The organism is Bradyrhizobium sp. CIAT3101 (assembly GCF_029714945.1).
Taxonomy (GTDB): domain Bacteria; phylum Pseudomonadota; class Alphaproteobacteria; order Rhizobiales; family Xanthobacteraceae; genus Bradyrhizobium.
In genome coordinates, this window is sequence record NZ_CP121634.1 from 2041353 (window position 1) to 2057688 (window position 16336).

Annotated in this window: 16 protein-coding genes; 9 read left to right on the forward strand and 7 right to left on the reverse strand. The window is 64.6% G+C overall.

What is annotated here, in order from left to right; genetic code table 11:
* Nucleotides 1–387 precede the first annotated feature (387 nt).
* The 8 genes from QA645_RS09505 (at nucleotide 388) to QA645_RS09540 (ending at nucleotide 7549) form a co-directional block, all read left to right on the forward strand.
* The gene (locus tag QA645_RS09505) at nucleotides 388–1557 is read left to right on the forward strand and encodes a cytochrome P450 (protein WP_283049802.1); all 1170 of its coding nucleotides are present in this window, start codon (nucleotides 388–390) and stop codon (nucleotides 1555–1557) included.
* A 369-nt stretch (nucleotides 1558–1926) separates the two neighbouring features.
* Nucleotides 1927–2877, forward strand: a complete 951-nt coding sequence (locus QA645_RS09510; protein ID WP_283049803.1) for a sulfonate ABC transporter substrate-binding protein — start codon at nucleotides 1927–1929, stop codon at nucleotides 2875–2877.
* Between the two features lie 38 nt (nucleotides 2878–2915).
* Nucleotides 2916–3869 carry a sulfonate ABC transporter substrate-binding protein gene (locus QA645_RS09515; protein WP_283049804.1) on the forward strand — a complete coding sequence of 318 codons (954 nt, stop codon included), beginning with the start codon at nucleotides 2916–2918 and terminating at the stop codon, nucleotides 3867–3869.
* A complete protein-coding gene (gene ssuD, locus QA645_RS09520) occupies nucleotides 3866–5044 on the forward strand; it encodes an FMNH2-dependent alkanesulfonate monooxygenase (RefSeq protein ID WP_283049805.1) in 1179 nt (392 codons plus the stop codon). Before QA645_RS09515 ends, ssuD begins: the two co-directional genes overlap by 4 nt.
* Nucleotides 5041–5847: an aliphatic sulfonate ABC transporter permease SsuC gene (gene ssuC, locus QA645_RS09525; protein ID WP_148755361.1), complete on the forward strand. Its 807-nt coding sequence runs from the start codon at nucleotides 5041–5043 to the stop codon at nucleotides 5845–5847. The genes ssuD and ssuC overlap by 4 nt, the downstream gene beginning before the upstream one ends.
* Before the next feature lie 7 nt (nucleotides 5848–5854).
* Nucleotides 5855–6694, forward strand: coding sequence for an ATP-binding cassette domain-containing protein (locus QA645_RS09530; RefSeq protein WP_254133777.1), 840 nt, complete (start codon nucleotides 5855–5857; stop codon nucleotides 6692–6694).
* A gap of 32 nt (nucleotides 6695–6726) precedes the next feature.
* Nucleotides 6727–7308: a flavin reductase family protein gene (locus tag QA645_RS09535; RefSeq protein WP_283049806.1), complete on the forward strand. Its 582-nt coding sequence runs from the start codon at nucleotides 6727–6729 to the stop codon at nucleotides 7306–7308.
* Nucleotides 7309–7393: 85 nt separating this feature from the next.
* A complete protein-coding gene (locus QA645_RS09540; protein WP_254133775.1) occupies nucleotides 7394–7549 on the forward strand; it encodes a hypothetical protein in 156 nt (51 codons plus the stop codon).
* Between the two features lie 112 nt (nucleotides 7550–7661).
* On the opposite strand, the gene QA645_RS09545 is transcribed toward QA645_RS09540, so the two are convergent.
* Nucleotides 7662–8810 (reverse strand): M20 family metallopeptidase, encoded by a 1149-nt coding sequence (locus QA645_RS09545; RefSeq protein WP_283049807.1) that lies wholly within the window; start codon nucleotides 8808–8810, stop codon nucleotides 7662–7664.
* A 183-nt stretch (nucleotides 8811–8993) separates the two neighbouring features.
* Nucleotides 8994–10244, reverse strand: coding sequence for a vanadium-dependent haloperoxidase (locus QA645_RS09550; RefSeq protein ID WP_283049808.1), 1251 nt, complete (start codon nucleotides 10242–10244; stop codon nucleotides 8994–8996).
* Between the two features lie 379 nt (nucleotides 10245–10623).
* On the opposite strand from QA645_RS09550, the gene QA645_RS09555 reads away from it, so the two are divergent.
* Nucleotides 10624–10956, forward strand: coding sequence for a GYD domain-containing protein (locus QA645_RS09555; RefSeq protein ID WP_254133772.1), 333 nt, complete (start codon nucleotides 10624–10626; stop codon nucleotides 10954–10956).
* A gap of 102 nt (nucleotides 10957–11058) precedes the next feature.
* Here the strand turns inward: QA645_RS09555 and QA645_RS09560 are convergent, their stop codons facing one another.
* The 5 genes from QA645_RS09560 to fliF are packed head-to-tail and all read right to left on the reverse strand — an operon-like array spanning nucleotide 11059 to nucleotide 16203.
* Nucleotides 11059–12444, reverse strand: a complete 1386-nt coding sequence (locus QA645_RS09560; RefSeq protein WP_283049810.1) for a sigma-54 dependent transcriptional regulator — start codon at nucleotides 12442–12444, stop codon at nucleotides 11059–11061.
* 53 nt (nucleotides 12445–12497) lie between these two features.
* Nucleotides 12498–12848, reverse strand: a complete 351-nt coding sequence (gene fliN, locus QA645_RS09565; RefSeq protein WP_254133770.1) for a flagellar motor switch protein FliN — start codon at nucleotides 12846–12848, stop codon at nucleotides 12498–12500.
* A gap of 3 nt (nucleotides 12849–12851) precedes the next feature.
* Entirely contained in the window at nucleotides 12852–13472 is a 621-nt protein-coding gene (locus QA645_RS09570) for a FliH/SctL family protein (protein WP_254133769.1), read from the reverse strand.
* Nucleotides 13472–14563 carry a flagellar motor switch protein FliG gene (gene fliG, locus QA645_RS09575; RefSeq protein WP_283049811.1) on the reverse strand — a complete coding sequence of 364 codons (1092 nt, stop codon included), beginning with the start codon at nucleotides 14561–14563 and terminating at the stop codon, nucleotides 13472–13474. Before fliG ends, QA645_RS09570 begins: the two co-directional genes overlap by 1 nt.
* A gap of 14 nt (nucleotides 14564–14577) precedes the next feature.
* Nucleotides 14578–16203 (reverse strand): flagellar basal-body MS-ring/collar protein FliF, encoded by a 1626-nt coding sequence (gene fliF / locus QA645_RS09580; protein ID WP_283049812.1) that lies wholly within the window; start codon nucleotides 16201–16203, stop codon nucleotides 14578–14580.
* Nucleotides 16204–16336: the final 133 nt, after the last annotated feature.

Genomic DNA, 16336 nt, shown 5'->3' on the forward strand with positions numbered 1-16336 from the left:
CGCGGGTATCAAGATCAATGGCCACGCGTAGTACAGGACTACAGCCCAATCGTACGGTTGCATGCGGTTTAAGCCAAAGCTTTCGATGTTGCCGATTGCAACTTAGGCGATAACGGATCGGCTCGCACGTGAGATGCGCGCTCACGATTAATAGATCGTTGTCGATTGAAGATTGAAGGAAGACGTACGGATTTGACCTCAAGGAACGCTCGTCGTGCGTCCGTCGACGTCCGCTGTTGTGGACGATGCGGACCTCGTTATCGCGCCCGCGAGCACCTGGCTCATGAATGCACGCCGATGCAGCGTGTCCCTATCGCAAGGGACAGACGCCGGCTCCGGATTTCGCTAATGTCGCCTGGAGAAAGCGAGAATCCAGGGGAGACCGCCTTGAGCACCGCGCCGCGCGTCGACATCGACCCGACTGCGTTTTGGGCCGATCCGTATCCAACGCTTGCAAAACTGCGCAAGGAGGCGCCGATCGCCTACGTGCCGCAGCTCGGCTCGACGCTTTTGGCGAGCCGCGACGACATCTCGATCTCCGAGAAGCAGATCGACGTGTTCTCCTCGCACCAGCCTGCCGGCCTGATGAACCGGCTGATGGGCCACAATATGATGCGCAAGGACGGCGAGGCGCATCAAATCGAGCGGCGCGCGATGTTTCCGACGGTGTCGCCGAAGACGGTGAAGGCGCACTGGACCGCGCTGTTCCAGGCCCATGCTGACCGCATCATCAACGCGATCGAACCCGGCCGTCGGATCGATTTCATGCGCGACTTCGCGCTGCCGTTCTCGGGCGAATGCCTGAAGTCGATCACCGGCCTCACCAATATCGGCTTCGCCGACATGGACGCGTGGTCGCAAGGCATGATCGAGGGCATCGCCAATTACGGCGGCGATCCCGCAGTCGAAGCGCGCTGCCACGCGGCGACCTCAGGCATTGATGCCGCGATCGACGACATCCTGCCGGTGATGCGCAAGCATCCCGATCAGAGCATTCTCGGCGTGCTGCTCGCCGCCGGCATGCCGATGGAGAGCGTGCGCGCGAATGTCAAACTCGCGATCTCCGGCGGCCAGAACGAGCCGCGCAAGGCGATCGCCGGCACGGTGTGGGCGCTGTTGACCCATCCCGAGCAGCTCGCGCTGGTGCGCAAGGGCGAGGTGACCTGGCTCGAGGCGTTCGAGGAATATGCGCGCTGGATCTCGCCGATCGGCATGTCGCCGCGGCGGATTGCAAAACCGTGGTCGATCCGCGACGTCGCGTTCGAGACGGACGAGCGTGTGTTCCTGATGTTCGGTTCCGCCAATCGCGACGAGAAGCATTTCGAGCGTGCCGACCAGTTCGACGTGCGGCGTGACACCTCCAAGAGCGTGGCCTTCGGTGCCGGTCCGCATTTCTGCGCCGGCGCCTGGGCCTCGCGCGCCATGATCGCCGACGTCGCGCTGCCGACGGTGTTTGCGCGTGCCGGGCATATCGAGCTTGCCGATGACGAAGAGGTGCGGATCGGCGGCTGGGCGTTCCGGGGCTTGCAGAATTTGCCGGTGCGGTGGCTGCAATAGCCCGGCAAGGCCGTCCATCCCGAGCGCTGCCATCATGCCATCCTGCGCCTGTTTTGCCCGACGTGTCAAATTTATTTCGGATAAATCGTAGTCAGATGCTTTTGCACGTCCCCGGCTACTGTGCATGGGGTTGTTTTCGCCTTTTTGTTCCGGCTCCGAGTCAGAGGTCGAACGCGCGAGGCCGTTCACATCCGCGTGCAGAAAAATTCCATCTTCATTCGCTCCGCCGTTTGAAAGATTAATCATGCGCGCTGCCATAGGGGCAGTGTGCGCATCGCTATTTTCCCGCACGTCTCGACAGCTTTCCCGCTCCGCACCATCATTCCCCGGACATGAATGATGACGGCCCTACGCGGCCGGGAGTTTGGAATGCTGCGTCGAGATTTTCTGAAACTGTCCGCCGGAACCGCCGCCGCCGCTGCGTTCGCTCCGCGCGCCGGCGCGCAAGGCGCGCTGAAGGAAATTCGTATCGGCTACCAGAAGACCGGCGTGCTGGTCATCACGCGCCAGCGGGCGACTTTGGAAAAACATTTCGCTGCCGTGGGCATCGACGTGAAATGGGTCGAGTTCTCCTCCGGCCCGCCGATGATGGAGGCGATGAATGTCGGCAGCGTCGATTACGGTGCGGTCGGCGATTCCCCGCCGGTGTTCGCCCAGGCCGCGGGCGCGGCGATCGTCTATGCCGCCGGCCAGCCCATCACCAACGGGCAGGGCATCCTGGTGCCCAAGGATTCATCAATCCGTTCGATCGCGGACCTGAAGGGCAAGCGCGTCGGGTTCACCAAGGGCTCCAGCGCCCACAACGTCGTGGTGCAGACGCTGGAGAAGGCGGGGCTGACCTACGCCGATATCACCCCGGTCTATCTGACGCCGCCGGACGCCGGCCCCGCCTTTGCCAATGGCAGCATCGAGGCCTGGGCGATCTGGGATCCCTATTTCGCGATCGGCGAGACCAAGCAGAACGGGCGCATCCTGATCAATGCGCGCGAGGTCACCAAGACCAACTCGTTCTACATCGCCAACCGCGAGTTCGCGAAGACTCACGGCGCGATCCTGCAGCAGATCGTCGACGTCACCACCGCGACCGGTCAATGGGCCGAACAGCACCGCGACGAGGTCGCCAGGTCGCTGGCTGCGATCACCGGCGTTCCGCTGGATATCCAGGCCGTCGCGGCCGCTCGCGCGAATTTCGTGATCGGCCCCGTCACCGACGACATCGTCGCGACCCAGCAGGGCGTCGCCGACCGGTTCTATAAGCTCGGCCTGATCCCGAAGCCGATCGTCATCCGCGACATCGTCTGGCGCAGCACGGCGACCTGATCGTGCCAACCAATCTCCCCATTTCAAAAGGTCTGAACATGAGGCGTATCATTCAGCGACTGATTGCGGCGATCGTCCTGTCGATCGGCATCGTCGCGGCTGCGGTCGGCACCTCCTACGGCCAGGACAAGGTGGTGCGCATCGGCTACCAGAAATACGGCAAGCTGGTGCTGCTCAAGAGCAAGGGCACGCTGGAGCCGAAGCTGGCTGCCTCCGGCTACAAGGTGGTGTGGACCGAATTCCCGTCCGGTCCGCCGTTGCTCGAAGCGCTCAATGTCGGCGCGATCGATTTCGGCAACACCGGCGAGGCCCCGCCGATCTTCGCGCAGGCCGCCGGCGCGCCGATCCAGTACGTCGCCTATGAGCCGCCGGCGCCGAAGGGCGAGGCCATCCTGGTGCCGAAGGACAGCCCGCTCAAATCGGTGGCCGATCTCAGGGGCAAGAAGGTCGCGCTCAACAAGGGCTCCAACGTTCACTACCTCCTGGTCAAGGCGCTGGAGAAGGCGGGCGTCAAATATTCCGAGATCGAGCCGGTGTTCCTTGCACCGGCCGATGCGCGCGCCGCCTTCGAGCGCGGCGCGGTCGATGCCTGGGTGATCTGGGATCCGTTCCAGGCCGCCGCGGAAGCCGCGACCGGCGCACGCACGCTGGCTGACGGCACCGACATCGTCGCCAACTACCAGTTCTATTTTTCCTCGAAGAAATTCCTCGACGCCAACCCGAAGGTCGTCGACGTCGTGCTCGCCGAACTGAGTTCGGTCGACGATTGGGCCAAGGGCGACATCCACGCGGTGGCCGAGCAGCTGGCTCCGGCGATCGGCCTGTCCGTCCCGGTGGTCGAGGTCGCGCTGAAGCGGCAGGCCTACGGCATCGAGCCGCTGACCGATGCCGTCATCGCCGACCAGCAGCAGGTTGCGGACGCGTTCTTCGCGCTCAACCTGATCCCCAAGGCAATCAAGATTTCCGACGTGGCGCGGAGGCCAGGTTCATGAGTAAGACCGCAAGCACGCAATCCAACGCCAACATCCTCTGGTTCCTGCCGACCCACGGTGATGGCCGCTATCTCGGCACCGGCATCGGCGGCCGCGAGGTCAACTTCAACTATTTGCGCCAGGTCGCGCAGGCGGCGGACCAGCTCGGCTATTTCGGCGTGCTGTTGCCGACGGGACGGAGCTGCGAGGATTCCTGGGTCGTGGCCTCCTCGGTGGCGCCGTTCACGGAGCGGCTGCGCTATCTCGTCGCTGTCCGACCCGGCCTGCAATCGCCGACCGTGGCGGCGCGCATGACCGCGACGCTCGACCGCATCACCAATGGCCGGCTTCTGATCAACGTCGTCACCGGCGGCGATCCCGTCGAGAACAAGGGCGACGGTATCTTCCTCAGCCATGACGAGCGCTACGAGGTCACTCGCGAGTTCCTCAACGTCTATAGCGACCTGCTCTCCGGCAAAACGGTCGATGTCGAGGGCAAGCACATTCACGTCGAGGGTGGCAAGCTGCTGTTCCCACCGGTGCAGTCACCGCGGCCGCCGCTCTATTTCGGCGGTTCGTCGGATGCCGGCATCGACGTCGCTGTCGACGCCGTCGACAAATATCTCACCTGGGGCGAGCCGCCGGCACTGGTTGCCGAGAAGGTCGCAAGGGTGAAAGCGGCTGCAGAAGCGCGCGGACGAAAGCTCTCCTTCGGCATCCGTCTTCACGTGATCGTCCGCGAGACCAATGAAGAGGCCTGGTCGGCCGCCAACGAGTTGATCAAGCATGTCAGCGACGACACCATCGCCACTGCGCAGAAGAACTTTGCGCGCATGGACTCGGTCGGCCAGCAGCGCATGGCGCAGCTCCACGGCGGCAAGCGCGACAAGCTCGAGATCGCACCGAATCTCTGGGCCGGTGTCGGCCTGGTGCGCGGCGGTGCCGGCACGGCGCTGGTCGGCGACGCCCAGACGGTCGCCGCGCGCATCAAGGAGTATCAGGACATCGGCATCGATACCTTCATCATGTCGGGCTATCCGCATCTGGAGGAAGCCTATCGCTTTGCCGAGCTGGTGTTCCCGCTGCTCTCGCTCGATCTGCCGAGCAACGTGACCAAGCTGCACTTCAACGGCGGTCCGTTCGGCGAGACGGTCGGCAGCGATTACCGTCCGCAGCATCGGGTGTCGCAATCATGAGCCTCATCGACAGCGTCTCACTTCCACGCAACTTCCGTCTGCCGCGAGTCGATGGCCTGGTCCAGTGGATCGTGCCGCTCGCCATCATCGCGATCTGGCAGGTGGCGAGCGTCACCGGCTTCGTGCCGGTACGCGTGCTGCCGGCGCCGAGCGACGTCGCGCTCGCCGGCTGGAAGCTGCTGCTGTCCGGCGAGCTGATCCGCAACATCTGGGTCTCGTTCTGGCGCGCCTCGATCGGTTTCCTGATCGGCGGCAGCATCGGCTTCGCCTTCGGGCTCGCCAACGGCCTGTCGCAGCTGTCCGCAAAACTCACGGACACGACGCTGCAGATGGTACGCAACGTGCCGCATCTGGCGCTGATCCCGCTGGTCATCCTGTGGTTCGGTATCGATGAAAGCGCCAAGCTGTTTCTCGTGGCGCTCGGCGTGTTCTTCCCGATTTACCTCAACACGCTGCACGGCATCCGCACCGTCGATCCGCAGCTGATCGAGATGGGCCGCATCTACGGCATGAGCGACGGCGAGCTGTTCCGCCGCGTGATTTTCCCGGGCGCGTTGCCCTCGATCTTCGTCGGCATCCGTTTCGCGCTCGGCATCATGTGGCTGACGTTGATCGTCGCCGAGACCATCGCGGCGTCCTCCGGCCTCGGCTACATGGCGATGCAGGCGCGCGAGTTCATGCTGATCGACGTCGTCGTGCTCTCGATCCTGATCTATGCCCTGCTCGGCAAGCTCGCCGACAGCGCCTCCCGCGTGCTGGAGCGCCTGACGCTCTCCTGGCACCCCGCTTTCCAGAAACGCTGAGAGTGACATGCAGACAGCCCTTCGGACCTCCCTTCCGGAAACCGAGCTCGCCAGCCGCGCCAATTTCGCGCCGGCGGCCCGCGTGACGCGCGAGGAGCGGCCGCTGCATGTGAGTGGTCTGCCGCTCAGCATCCGCGGCCTGCGGAAATCCTTCGGCGACAACGAGGTGCTGCGCGGCATCGATCTGCACATACCGGCCGGCCAGTTCGTTGCCATCGTCGGCAAGAGCGGATGCGGCAAGAGCACGTTGCTGCGCCTGATCGCCGGCCTGGAAAAGATCGACGCCGGCAGCATCAGCTTCGGCGATGCGGCGATCCAGCCGGAGGATATCCGCGTGATGTTCCAGGAGCCGCGGCTGCTGCCCTGGGCGCGGGTGCTGTCCAATGTCGAGGTCGGACTCGGGCGCGACCGCGCATCCGATGATGCGCAGTCGCGTGCGGAGAAGGCGCTCACCGAGGTCGGGCTCGTCGACAAGCGCGATCAATGGCCGTCGGTGCTGTCGGGTGGCCAGAAGCAGCGCGTCGCGCTCGCCCGGGCGCTGGTCTCCCGTCCGCGCGTGCTGGCCTTCGACGAGCCGCTCGGCGCGCTCGATGCGCTGACCCGCATCTCGATGCAGCGGCTGCTGGAGCGGGTCTGGCGCGACCAGGGCTTTACGGCGATCCTGGTGACCCACGACGTCTCCGAGGCCGTCGCGCTGGCGGACCGGGTGCTGGTGATCGACGAGGGCCGCATCGCCCACGATGTCATGGTTAATACCGCCCGGCCGCGTGAACGCGGCTCTGCCGAGCTTGCTGCGCTCGAAGGCTCGATCCTGAGCCACCTGTTGTCAGCGGACGATCGTACCTAGATAAAGAGGAACCCCGTTTCGGGGACCATGCCATGAATGTAGTGCCCCGCGATCTCATGACCGAAACTGCCGTCTCGTCTGCCGATTTCCGCGGCGCCATGCGCCATCTCACCGGCGGCGTCAGCGTCATCACCGCAGGGCGGGGCAAAGACATCACCGGCATGACGGTTACATCCGTAACCTCGCTATCGGTCGACCCGCCGACGCTGATCGTCAGCATCAATCGCGATGCCTCGTCATTTCCGCTGATCCGCCGCCACGGCGCCTTCGGCGTGAACATCCTCGCAGCCGATCAGCTCGATGTGGCCGAACGCTTTGCCGGCAAGGGTGGCCTGAAGGGGGCCGCGCGTTTCGCAGGCAGCACGTGGGTCACGGCGGTCTCCGGCGTTCCGCTGCTGGTCGGCGCCCTGTCTGCCGTCGATTGCGAGGTCGAGGAGATCGTCGAGCGTCACTCGCACGGCATCGTCATCGGCCGTGTCAGGGACATCAAGAATTCAGTGCGGACCGCAGCGCTCGCCTATTGGCACGGTCAGTATGTGGCGGTGGATCAGGACGAGGACGCCGCAAGGCTCGCCGAGGTCAGCGTTCCCGCGCGCAGCAGCCGCGGCGTTTGATCGCCGCGCTCAGGCTGGCCTTTTCTCGCCCATCGCTCTAGAAGCGCCCTGAGCCCTCCCGCCGGGACGGCAACGGAGCGGAACGATGAAGCGCGTCGGGACCTGGGCCTTCTATGCCGTCGGTGCGCTGGCGATCGTCTATCTCGCGCTCTACGCCTATGCGACTTTCCGCGGCCAGCCGTTCGTGCCGGGCGATCCCATCCACATTTTCCGCAAGCCGGATGCGCCGAGCTATTCGTAGGACTCGGGCAGTCTCGTAGGGTGGGCTAAGCGAAGCGTGCCCACCACCTTCATCCAACGGAAACAGATGGTGGGCACGGCGCAAGTGCGCCTTTGCCCACCCTACGGCACCGTCACCCCCGCAAGATCGCCAGCGCCAGCGCCTGTGCACGCGGCACGATGCTGTCGAGCTCGAGATATTCCTCCGGCGAGTGGGCAAGCCCGCCCACGGGGCCGACGCCGCAGATGGTCGGCGTCCCCACCGCGGCGGTGAATCCGGAATCGGCGCAGCCGCCGGAGAACTCGCCCTGCAGCGTGGTGAGGCCGGCCTGCTTTGCGGCGGCCTGATAATTTTCGAACAGCGCCTTCGAGCTCTCGCTCTGCACCACCGGCACGAACTCGCCTTTGATCGTCAGCGTCGCGCTGGTGCCGGGTACATAAGGCGTCGCGATGATGCGTTCGATCTCGGCCATGACAGTGGCGCGATCCTTCGGATCGACATAGCGCATGTCGATCTGGCCCTCGGCGTAAGGCGCGGTCGTGTTGACCGACTGGCCGCCCGAGATGAGCCCGACATTGAGCGTGATGCCCTTGGTGAGGTCGGTCAGCGCGTGGATCTGGATGATCTTGTGCGCGAGCTCGCCGATCGCGCTGATGCCGGCGGCGAAATTGGCGCCGGAATGCGCCGCCTTCCCGGTGACGGCCATGTGCATGAAGATGCCGCCCTTGCGGCTGGTGACGACATTGCCGGTGGGGCGGCCCGGCTCGGAATTGAACACGGCGCGCGCAGAGCGCCCCTCACGCTCGATCACCGGCCGTGACGACGGTGAGCCGATCTCCTCGTCCGAGGTGATCAGCAGCTTGATCGGATGCGGGTTGCCGCCGAATTTGTGGAAGGCGGTCGCGACGAAGACGTTCATCACGACGCCGGCCTTCATGTCGGCGACACCGGGCCCATAGGCGCGCTTGTCCTTGATCGTGAACGGGCGCTTCCCCGCTTCGCCCTTGCCGAATACGGTGTCGCGATGCCCCATCAACAGCACCGGCTTCTCGTTGCTGCCGGGCTTTGCCACGTCCGCGTGGATCGCATCGCCAAACGTGCCGTGGCTCTCCCGGCGTGAGGGAATGCCGTGTTCGGCAAAGTGCCGCTCGAACCGCGCACCGACCGCATCGACGCCTGCCTTGTCGTAGGATCCGGAATCGATGTCCACGACGTCGCGCAGCAGATCGATCATCGCCTGCCGCTGCGATGCCAGCCAATCCGTAATTTGAGTCTCCGACATCGTCACTGTTCCCCAACTGATGCGATGCTGCGCTTATAGAGCCCTTGTCGACGATGAGGTAGGCGCCGAACGCGGGCACTCTGCGCAGAATCGCACGTCGGGTAGCGCAGGGGCGGAGTTGTCCAGCCAATTCGGACGCGCGACAGGGCGGATTCCGCCTGGCCGGTCCCAAACGGCAATAGCCTAACGGTTCGGTTCCGCCATCGCTTCTACACCGCGAAACTGCGTCGCGACGGTCAACGCACCGATCTTCCGGCCCATGTCCTTGCCGATCTCGGTCGAGAACCGGTAGTGGAAGCCGGCCCAGATACGGGCGTTGGAGACTTCGTCGCTATAATCCTGGAGCCGGGACCATTTGCGCGTGACGCCCGGTGCGGTGGGGCTGGTCAGCGAGAATTCGCCGAAATCCCCAACGACGGTCTGGAGCACGGTCGAGATCGCCGCCGACACGATGCAGTGGGCGCAGGGATATTCCGGGTGCATCGGTGTTTCCCCCAGCGGTAGCCAGGACGGATCGCGAGGCGTCGCCGCATTCGACGTCAGATCGGCGTTGCGTATGGCCGTGATCGGTCGCCAGAAATTGTAATGGTACTTCGCGTCAAATACGGCGACGATGGCATCGTTGCCCGCAATCGACGTCAGCGCGTACAGCCGGGCGCAGTCGACGAGATCCATGCCCTTGGCCATCGCCGCCTGCCTCACAATCGGATTGTAGGTGCGCGCGCCGACAAAGAACCAGAAGCGACCGATCGTCGTTTGCTCGGGGGTCCGGGTCGGGCTGCTTCGGCTACCGATCTCGCGGATCTCATTGACGTCTCGGGTCCAAACCTCTGAATCAAGAGCCGGCGGGGGCCCGGGGCGAAACTGCGATCCGGAGGCCATGACCCAGGGCGTGGTCGCACCCGTGGTTGTGAAACTCGGGATGGTGGTAGGGACGTAAGCACCCGGTGTCGTCAGCGGGCGGTAGGTTTCCGGAGCGGCGCTGCCGTCATTCGCGCGAAGCTCGATGATCTTCACTGCGGCCTCTCTTCCGAGCTCAATGCCGGCGGTCTTGGAATCGCCGTCGGCAATGGGCGCCAGAGAGCTTGTCAACGTCGCATCCAGGTCCGGCCTGAGGTCTGGATAGATCGACAGCAGCACGTCGTGAGCCGCAACTGCCGCCGCAGCTTCCCGCGACGTCGAACGGTCTGCGGGCAGGGAGACTTTGTAGGGCGCGTACCGGCGATCAATCGCGTTGACCGCCTCGAACATTGCGACGTGCATCATGGACAAGGTGCGGCTGTGCGGCGCTGGAGGAATTTGCTTCTCGGCAGCAATCGCGTCGGCCTTTGCATTCCAATCCATGATCACGTCGGCGCGCGCAAGCGGTGTCGAAGCTGCGATCAGCGTTACAATCAGCGATAAGCGGGAGATCGTCCACGACGCGTATTTCATGGCATGCCCTTTCGATTGAAGGACGTTTCGCGAGGCCGGTGCGGCTCTGGCGGATTTCACATCGCGCTGCGCGAGGACTCTAGCTGTCTTGATCTGTTCTGCTTGTGAAATGCCTCACTCAGTGGCGGCACCGTATCGCGCAAGTTGTCGCGGCCGGCGGAATAGTCGAGGCTCGAATGGGTAGGCTTGGCTTACCGTTCGCGCTGTGTTGGGGAGTCGGCTATAGTCGGCTCAAGCTGCCAGTTGGACGTGCCGAAGTCCGAAGCTGGATTTTTTTCAAGGCAGCTCGCATGCCGTCGGCAGGCAATGCCTCGCTCTCGTTTCAGAGCTACTTTTCCGAGACTGCATTTTCGTTGCTGTAACCTCAACGGAGAGAAACATGCCGTTGTTCATCTCGTACGTCTCGTACTCAAATACCGGGATCAAGGGAATGATAGACAAGCCGATCGATCGCACGGCGGTCATCGGCGCGATGGTGGAAAAGGCCGGCGGAAGGCTCCAGGGAGCCTTCATGACCACCGGTCCGCATGACGCGCTGCTCGTCACGGAGTTTCCCGATGGAGCGGATGCCGTCGCTATCGCGATGGCCGCCGCCGCAAGCGGCGCCATTGCCAAAATCGAGACGGTGCGCGCCTGGAAGATGAGTGAATTTAAAGCTGTCGCGGAAAAGGCCGCGAAGCTTGCAAGTGTGTACGTACCGCCAGGCAAGTAATCTGACACGAGCGTAGTGGCCGCTTGGCCAAACACCCACGGTCGGGTCGTCCCGGCCGTGAGGCCCCGGGGGCGGGCGTCACGAGACCGGCAAGCTGGTTGCCTACGCTCCCATCATCGGCATCCGCGGATATTCACCCGGCGTGCCGGCCGGCGTGATCGGGATGCCGCCGTCGGCGTATTCGTTGAGCTTGTTGCGCAGCGTGCGGATCGAGATGCCGAGGATGTTCGCGGCATGGGTCCGGTTGCCGAGGCAGTGCTTGAGCGTCTCCAGGATCAGGTCGCGTTCGACGTCGGCGACGGTGCGGCCGACGAGGGCACGCGTGACCTGCTCGGCAGCCATGGTGGCGTGCGCCACGGCCGGCGCCGTCTTGGCGAGGTCGAGGCGGTCGCCGTCCGGGGTGAGGATCGCGTCGGGTCCGATCTCGTCGCCCTGCGCCATCAGCACCGCGCGGTGCATGGTGTTCTCGAGCTCCCGGACGTTACCCTGCCAGCGATTGGTGGAGAGCACGCGCTTGGCTTCGGCCGAGATGGGGCGCATCGGCACGCCATTGGCCTCGGCATATTTCTTCACGAAGTGCTGGGCGAGCTCCATGATGTCGGCTGGACGCTCGCGCAGCGGCGGGATCTTCAGATTCACGACGTTGAGGCGGAACAGCAGGTCCTCGCGGAACGTGCCTTCGCGCACGGCTTCCGCCAGGTTACGGTTCGAGGTCGCGATGATGCGGATATCGACCGGCACCGGCTTGGTGCCGCCGACGCGATCGATCACGCGCTCCTGGATGGCGCGGAGCAGCTTTGACTGCAGGCGGACGTCCATCTCGGAGATTTCGTCCAGCAGCAGCGTGCCGCCGGTCGCTTCCTCGAATTTGCCGATGCGGCGGGCGATCGCGCCGGTGAAGGCACCCTTCTCATGGCCGAACAGCTCGGATTCCAGGAGATGCTCGGGGATCGCGGCGCAGTTGATCGAGATGAACGGGCGCTTGGCGCGGGCCGAGCGGGTGTGGACGTAGCGCGCCAGCACTTCCTTGCCGGTGCCGGATTCGCCGGTGATCATCACCGAGGCGTCGGAGCCGGCGATCTGCTGGGCGAGCTTGATGACGCGCGCCATGGCTTCGTCGCGATAGACCAGCTCGCGGGAATCGTTGGCGACGGCCGCCAGCACCGCGGCGATCAGCTCCGGATCCGGCGGCAGCGGGATGTATTCCTTGGCGCCGGCGTGGATCGCGGCGACCGCGGCGCGAGCGTCGTTGGTGATGCCGCAGGCGACGATCGGGGCGTGGATGTGCTCGACCTCGAGCCGCATCACGAGGTCGCGGATATCGAGGGCGACGTCGACCAGCAGGAGGTCGGCGCCCTTGCCGCCGCGCAGCACGCGCATCGCCTGTTCGTGATCCTCGGCGTGGGTCACGGTGGCGCCGTTCTCCATCGCGATCTTGGTGGCGGTGGTGAGCTGGCCCTTCAATGTGCCAACGATGAGAAGCCGCATGTCAGTCTCCTGTCCGTCTGTTCGCGCTGCCGCGCGTCATTCCCTGTTTGGCGCTAGCCGCGTTCAGTCCTGATGATTTCCGTCATGGTCACGCCGAGCTTGTCCTCGACCAGCACCACCTCGCCGCGGGCGACGAGCTTGTTGTTGACGTAGATGTCGATGGCCTCGCCGACGCGCCGGTCGAGCTCCAACACGGTGCCGGGCCCGAGCTTCAGCAGCTCGCCGACGTCCATCTTGGAGCGGCCGAGCACGGCCGAGACCTGTACCGGCACGTCGAAGACGGCCTCGAGGTCGGCGGCGACGCGCGAGGCATATTCGTCCTCATTGTAGCTCACATCGGCGCCGGTCGGCGGTAATGGGCCGTTGAGGTCGGGCAGCGGGACCTGTCCGTCGTTGTCGCTCATGGCTTAATTCCCCCTGCGGGACGCGATATAGCGTCCGACCATGTCGTCGATCTTGGCCGCGATGGCGTGGCGCTCCAGCACGACGCCGCCATCGGCCCATTCGATCCGGCAGTCGCCGGTGGCAATTTCGGGTTCGGCCAGGATCACCAGCCGTCCTTCGAAGCCGCTTTGCTTGGCCAGCCGCTCGATCTTCTCGCGCGCGCTGTCGTAGAGCGCGTCGTTGATGCGGACGACGAGATGCGGCGTCGCGACCAGATGCGAGAAGCAGTCCTTGACCAGACCCATGATCTCGCCGAGCGGCTCGGCGGCGACCAGGTCGGCGCACAGCTTTCGTGCGACCGCGACCGCGACGTCGACCGCCTCGGTCTCCATCTTGCTCTCGATGTTGCCGATCCCTGCGGCGATGCCCCGGATCGCGATGTTGATCTCTTCCATGGCGAGCGCGACGCGACGGTCGCTCTCGGCCTTGGCCTCGCGCTGGCCCGCGGCAAAGCCGTCCTGATAGGCGCGCGCTTCGGCTTCCGCGACCTTCTGCGCGATCTCGGCCGCGGTCGCCGCCTTCTCGCGCGTCCGGTCGGGCGCGGCGAAGTCGGTGTCGAACAGGAATTTGGCCGGAGCGCCCATCAATACACCAGCTCGTCGTCAGCGCGGTTCTTGGTCAGCATGATCTCGCCCTTGGCGGCGAGGTCTTTTGCGAGGTTGACCAGCAGCGCCTGGGCCTCGTCGACGTCGCGCAGGCGCACCGGACCCATCGCCGCCATGTCGTCCTGCAACATCTTGGCCGCGCGCGAGGACATGTTGCCGAAGAAGAAGTTGCGGACATCCTCGTTGGCGCTCTTCAGCGCCACGCCGAGCTTGTCCTTGTCGACGTTGCGCATCAGGGTCTGGGCCGAGCCGGAATCGAGCTTCACGAGGTCGTCGAAGGTGAACATCAGCGCCTTGATGCGCTCGGCGGATTCGCGGTTCTCTTCTTCGAGCGAGGTGATGAAGCGGGTTTCGGTCTGGCGGTCGAAATTGTTGAAGATTTCCGCCATCACCTCGTGGGCGTCGCGGCGGCGGGTCTGCGACAGGTTGGACATGAATTCGGTGCGCAGCGTCTTTTCCACGCTCTCGATCACCTCCTTCTGCACCGCTTCCATCTTCAGCATGCGGTTGACGACGTCGAGCGCGAGGTCCTCGGGGAAGATGCCGAGCACGCGCGCGGCATGCTCAGGCTTCAGCTTCGACAACACTACCGCGATGGTCTGCGGATATTCGTTCTTGAGGTAGTTGGCGAGAACCTCTTCCTGCACGTTGGACAGCTTTTCCCACATGTTGCGCCCCGCGGGGCCGCGGATCTCGTCCATGATGCCGTTGACGCGCTCCGGCGCCAGATATTGCTGCAGCAGACGCTCGGTGGCGTCGAAATTGCCCATCAGCGCGCCGGAGGCCGACATGCGCGAGACGAATTCGAGCAGCATGTCCTCGACCGTGTCGACCTCGACGGTGCCGAGCGTCGACATTTCCAGCGAGAGCTGGCGCACCTCGTCGTCGTCGAGCAGCGACCAGATCTTGCCGCCATATTGCTCGCCGAGTGCCAGCATCAGGATCGCGGCACGCTTCGGTCCGGCCACCGCTTCGACCTTGGCGCCCGTGCGGCTGCCGGCACGCTGGCCGAGCGTGGAGATCACGCTGGTGATGTCGTTCGAGTTGGCGTTCTGCAGATTGCCGGCCATGTCAGTTCACTCGATCATTTCGTGGGTTCGGTCAGCCATTGACGGATGATGGCGACGGTTTCGTTGGGGTTGCGTTCGGCGAGCTCGCCGACGCGATGAACGGACTGGGCGTGGACCTGGCCCTGGATGGTGGCGACGTCGATGGCGCTGGCGGCGCCGCCCGGGATCAGGGCCTGGCCGCCGGAGCCTGCCGCCGCAGATGCGCCCTCTTCGGACGCGGCGGGGCCGGCGAGGACGCCGGAGATGGCGGCGGCGACTTCGTCGGAGGCGAGGATGCGCTTCACCAGCGGACGGATCACCATGAACATCACGACCAGGCCGAGCAGCATCATCACGCCGAGCTCGACGAAGTACATGACGTCGTCCTTGGTGAACTGCAGCATGCCGAGGAAGCCGGAGGGCTCGGTGATCGGGGCGGTGGAGGGCGCGTCGGCAAAGCGCAGATTGACGACCTCGACCTGATCGCCGCGCTTCTGGTCGAAGCCGATCGCCGAGCGCACCAGGGTGGCGATGCGGTCGAGCTGCTCCTTGCTGCGGTCGGTGTAGGCGAGCTCGCCCTTGTCGTTCTTGGCGTAGATGCCGTCGACCAGCACCGCGACCGAGATGCGGTTGACCCGGCCGGCCTCGGTCACTTCGGTCTTGGTGGTGCGGGAGATCTCGTAATTGTTGGTCTCTTCGGTCTTCTTGCTTTGGTCCTTCGCCGCCGGGCCGCTGTTCTGCTGCTGGCCGGGGAGCTCGTTGTTGACCGTGACCTGGCCGTTATTGTCGGCGGTCATGCTCTGCTCTTCGCGGGTCTGGCTCGAGCGCAGCACGCGGCCTTCGGGATCGAACTTGTCCGAGGTCTGGGTGATCTTGTTGAAGTCGAAATCGGCTGAGAGCTGGACGCGGGCGCGGCCCGAACCGACCACCGAGGAGACGATGTCCTCGACCTGCTTGCGCATCCGCTTCTCGAAGGCGGTGCGGCGCTCATCGCCGAGCGCCTGCTCCGGATCGGTGGCGGCACCGTCGGCGAGCAGCTGGCCGGCTTCGTCGACGATCGAGACCCGTTGCGGCTTCAACCCGTTGACGGCGGACGCGACGAGGTGGCGGATCGCGCGGATCTGCTGGGCTTCGAGCGAGCCGCGGACCCGGACCACGATCGAGGCCGACGGCTCCGGCGCCTCGCGCGCGAACAGCGGACGCTCGGGCAGCACGAGGTGGACGCGGGCGGCCTGAATCCGGTCGATGGCGCGGATGGTACGGGCGAGCTCGCCCTCCAGCGCGCGCAAGTGATTGATATTCTGGACGAAAGAGGTGGTGCCGAGTGCGTCCGATTTGTCGAACACTTCGTAGCCGATGCCGCCGCCCTTGGGCAGGCCGCCCTCGGCGAGCTTCATGCGGAGCCGGGTGACCTTGTCCTTGGGCACCATGATGATGGTGCCTTCATTGCGCAGCTCGAACTGGATGCCCTGGCGTTCCAGGTCTTTGATAATGCTGGAAGAATCTTCAACCGAGAGGTCGGTGAACAGCGTCGTCATCTGGGGCGTGGTGACGCGCATGATGACGAAGGCAAAGAAGCCGATGAGCGCGGCGGTGACCGCGATCATCGCCCCGAAGCGGGCGGCGCCGATACCTTTTAAGAAGTCCGCAAGACCTTGCAAGCAACCGCCCCGAAGCTTCGACCCGCAACTGAGCGGTCGAGTGGGCAATTATTGCCTAGGTGATGGTTTCGATATGGTTAACGAAGGTTAAGAGCTCGGACAAAAGTAGCGCCAAAACGAAACATGAAAAAAA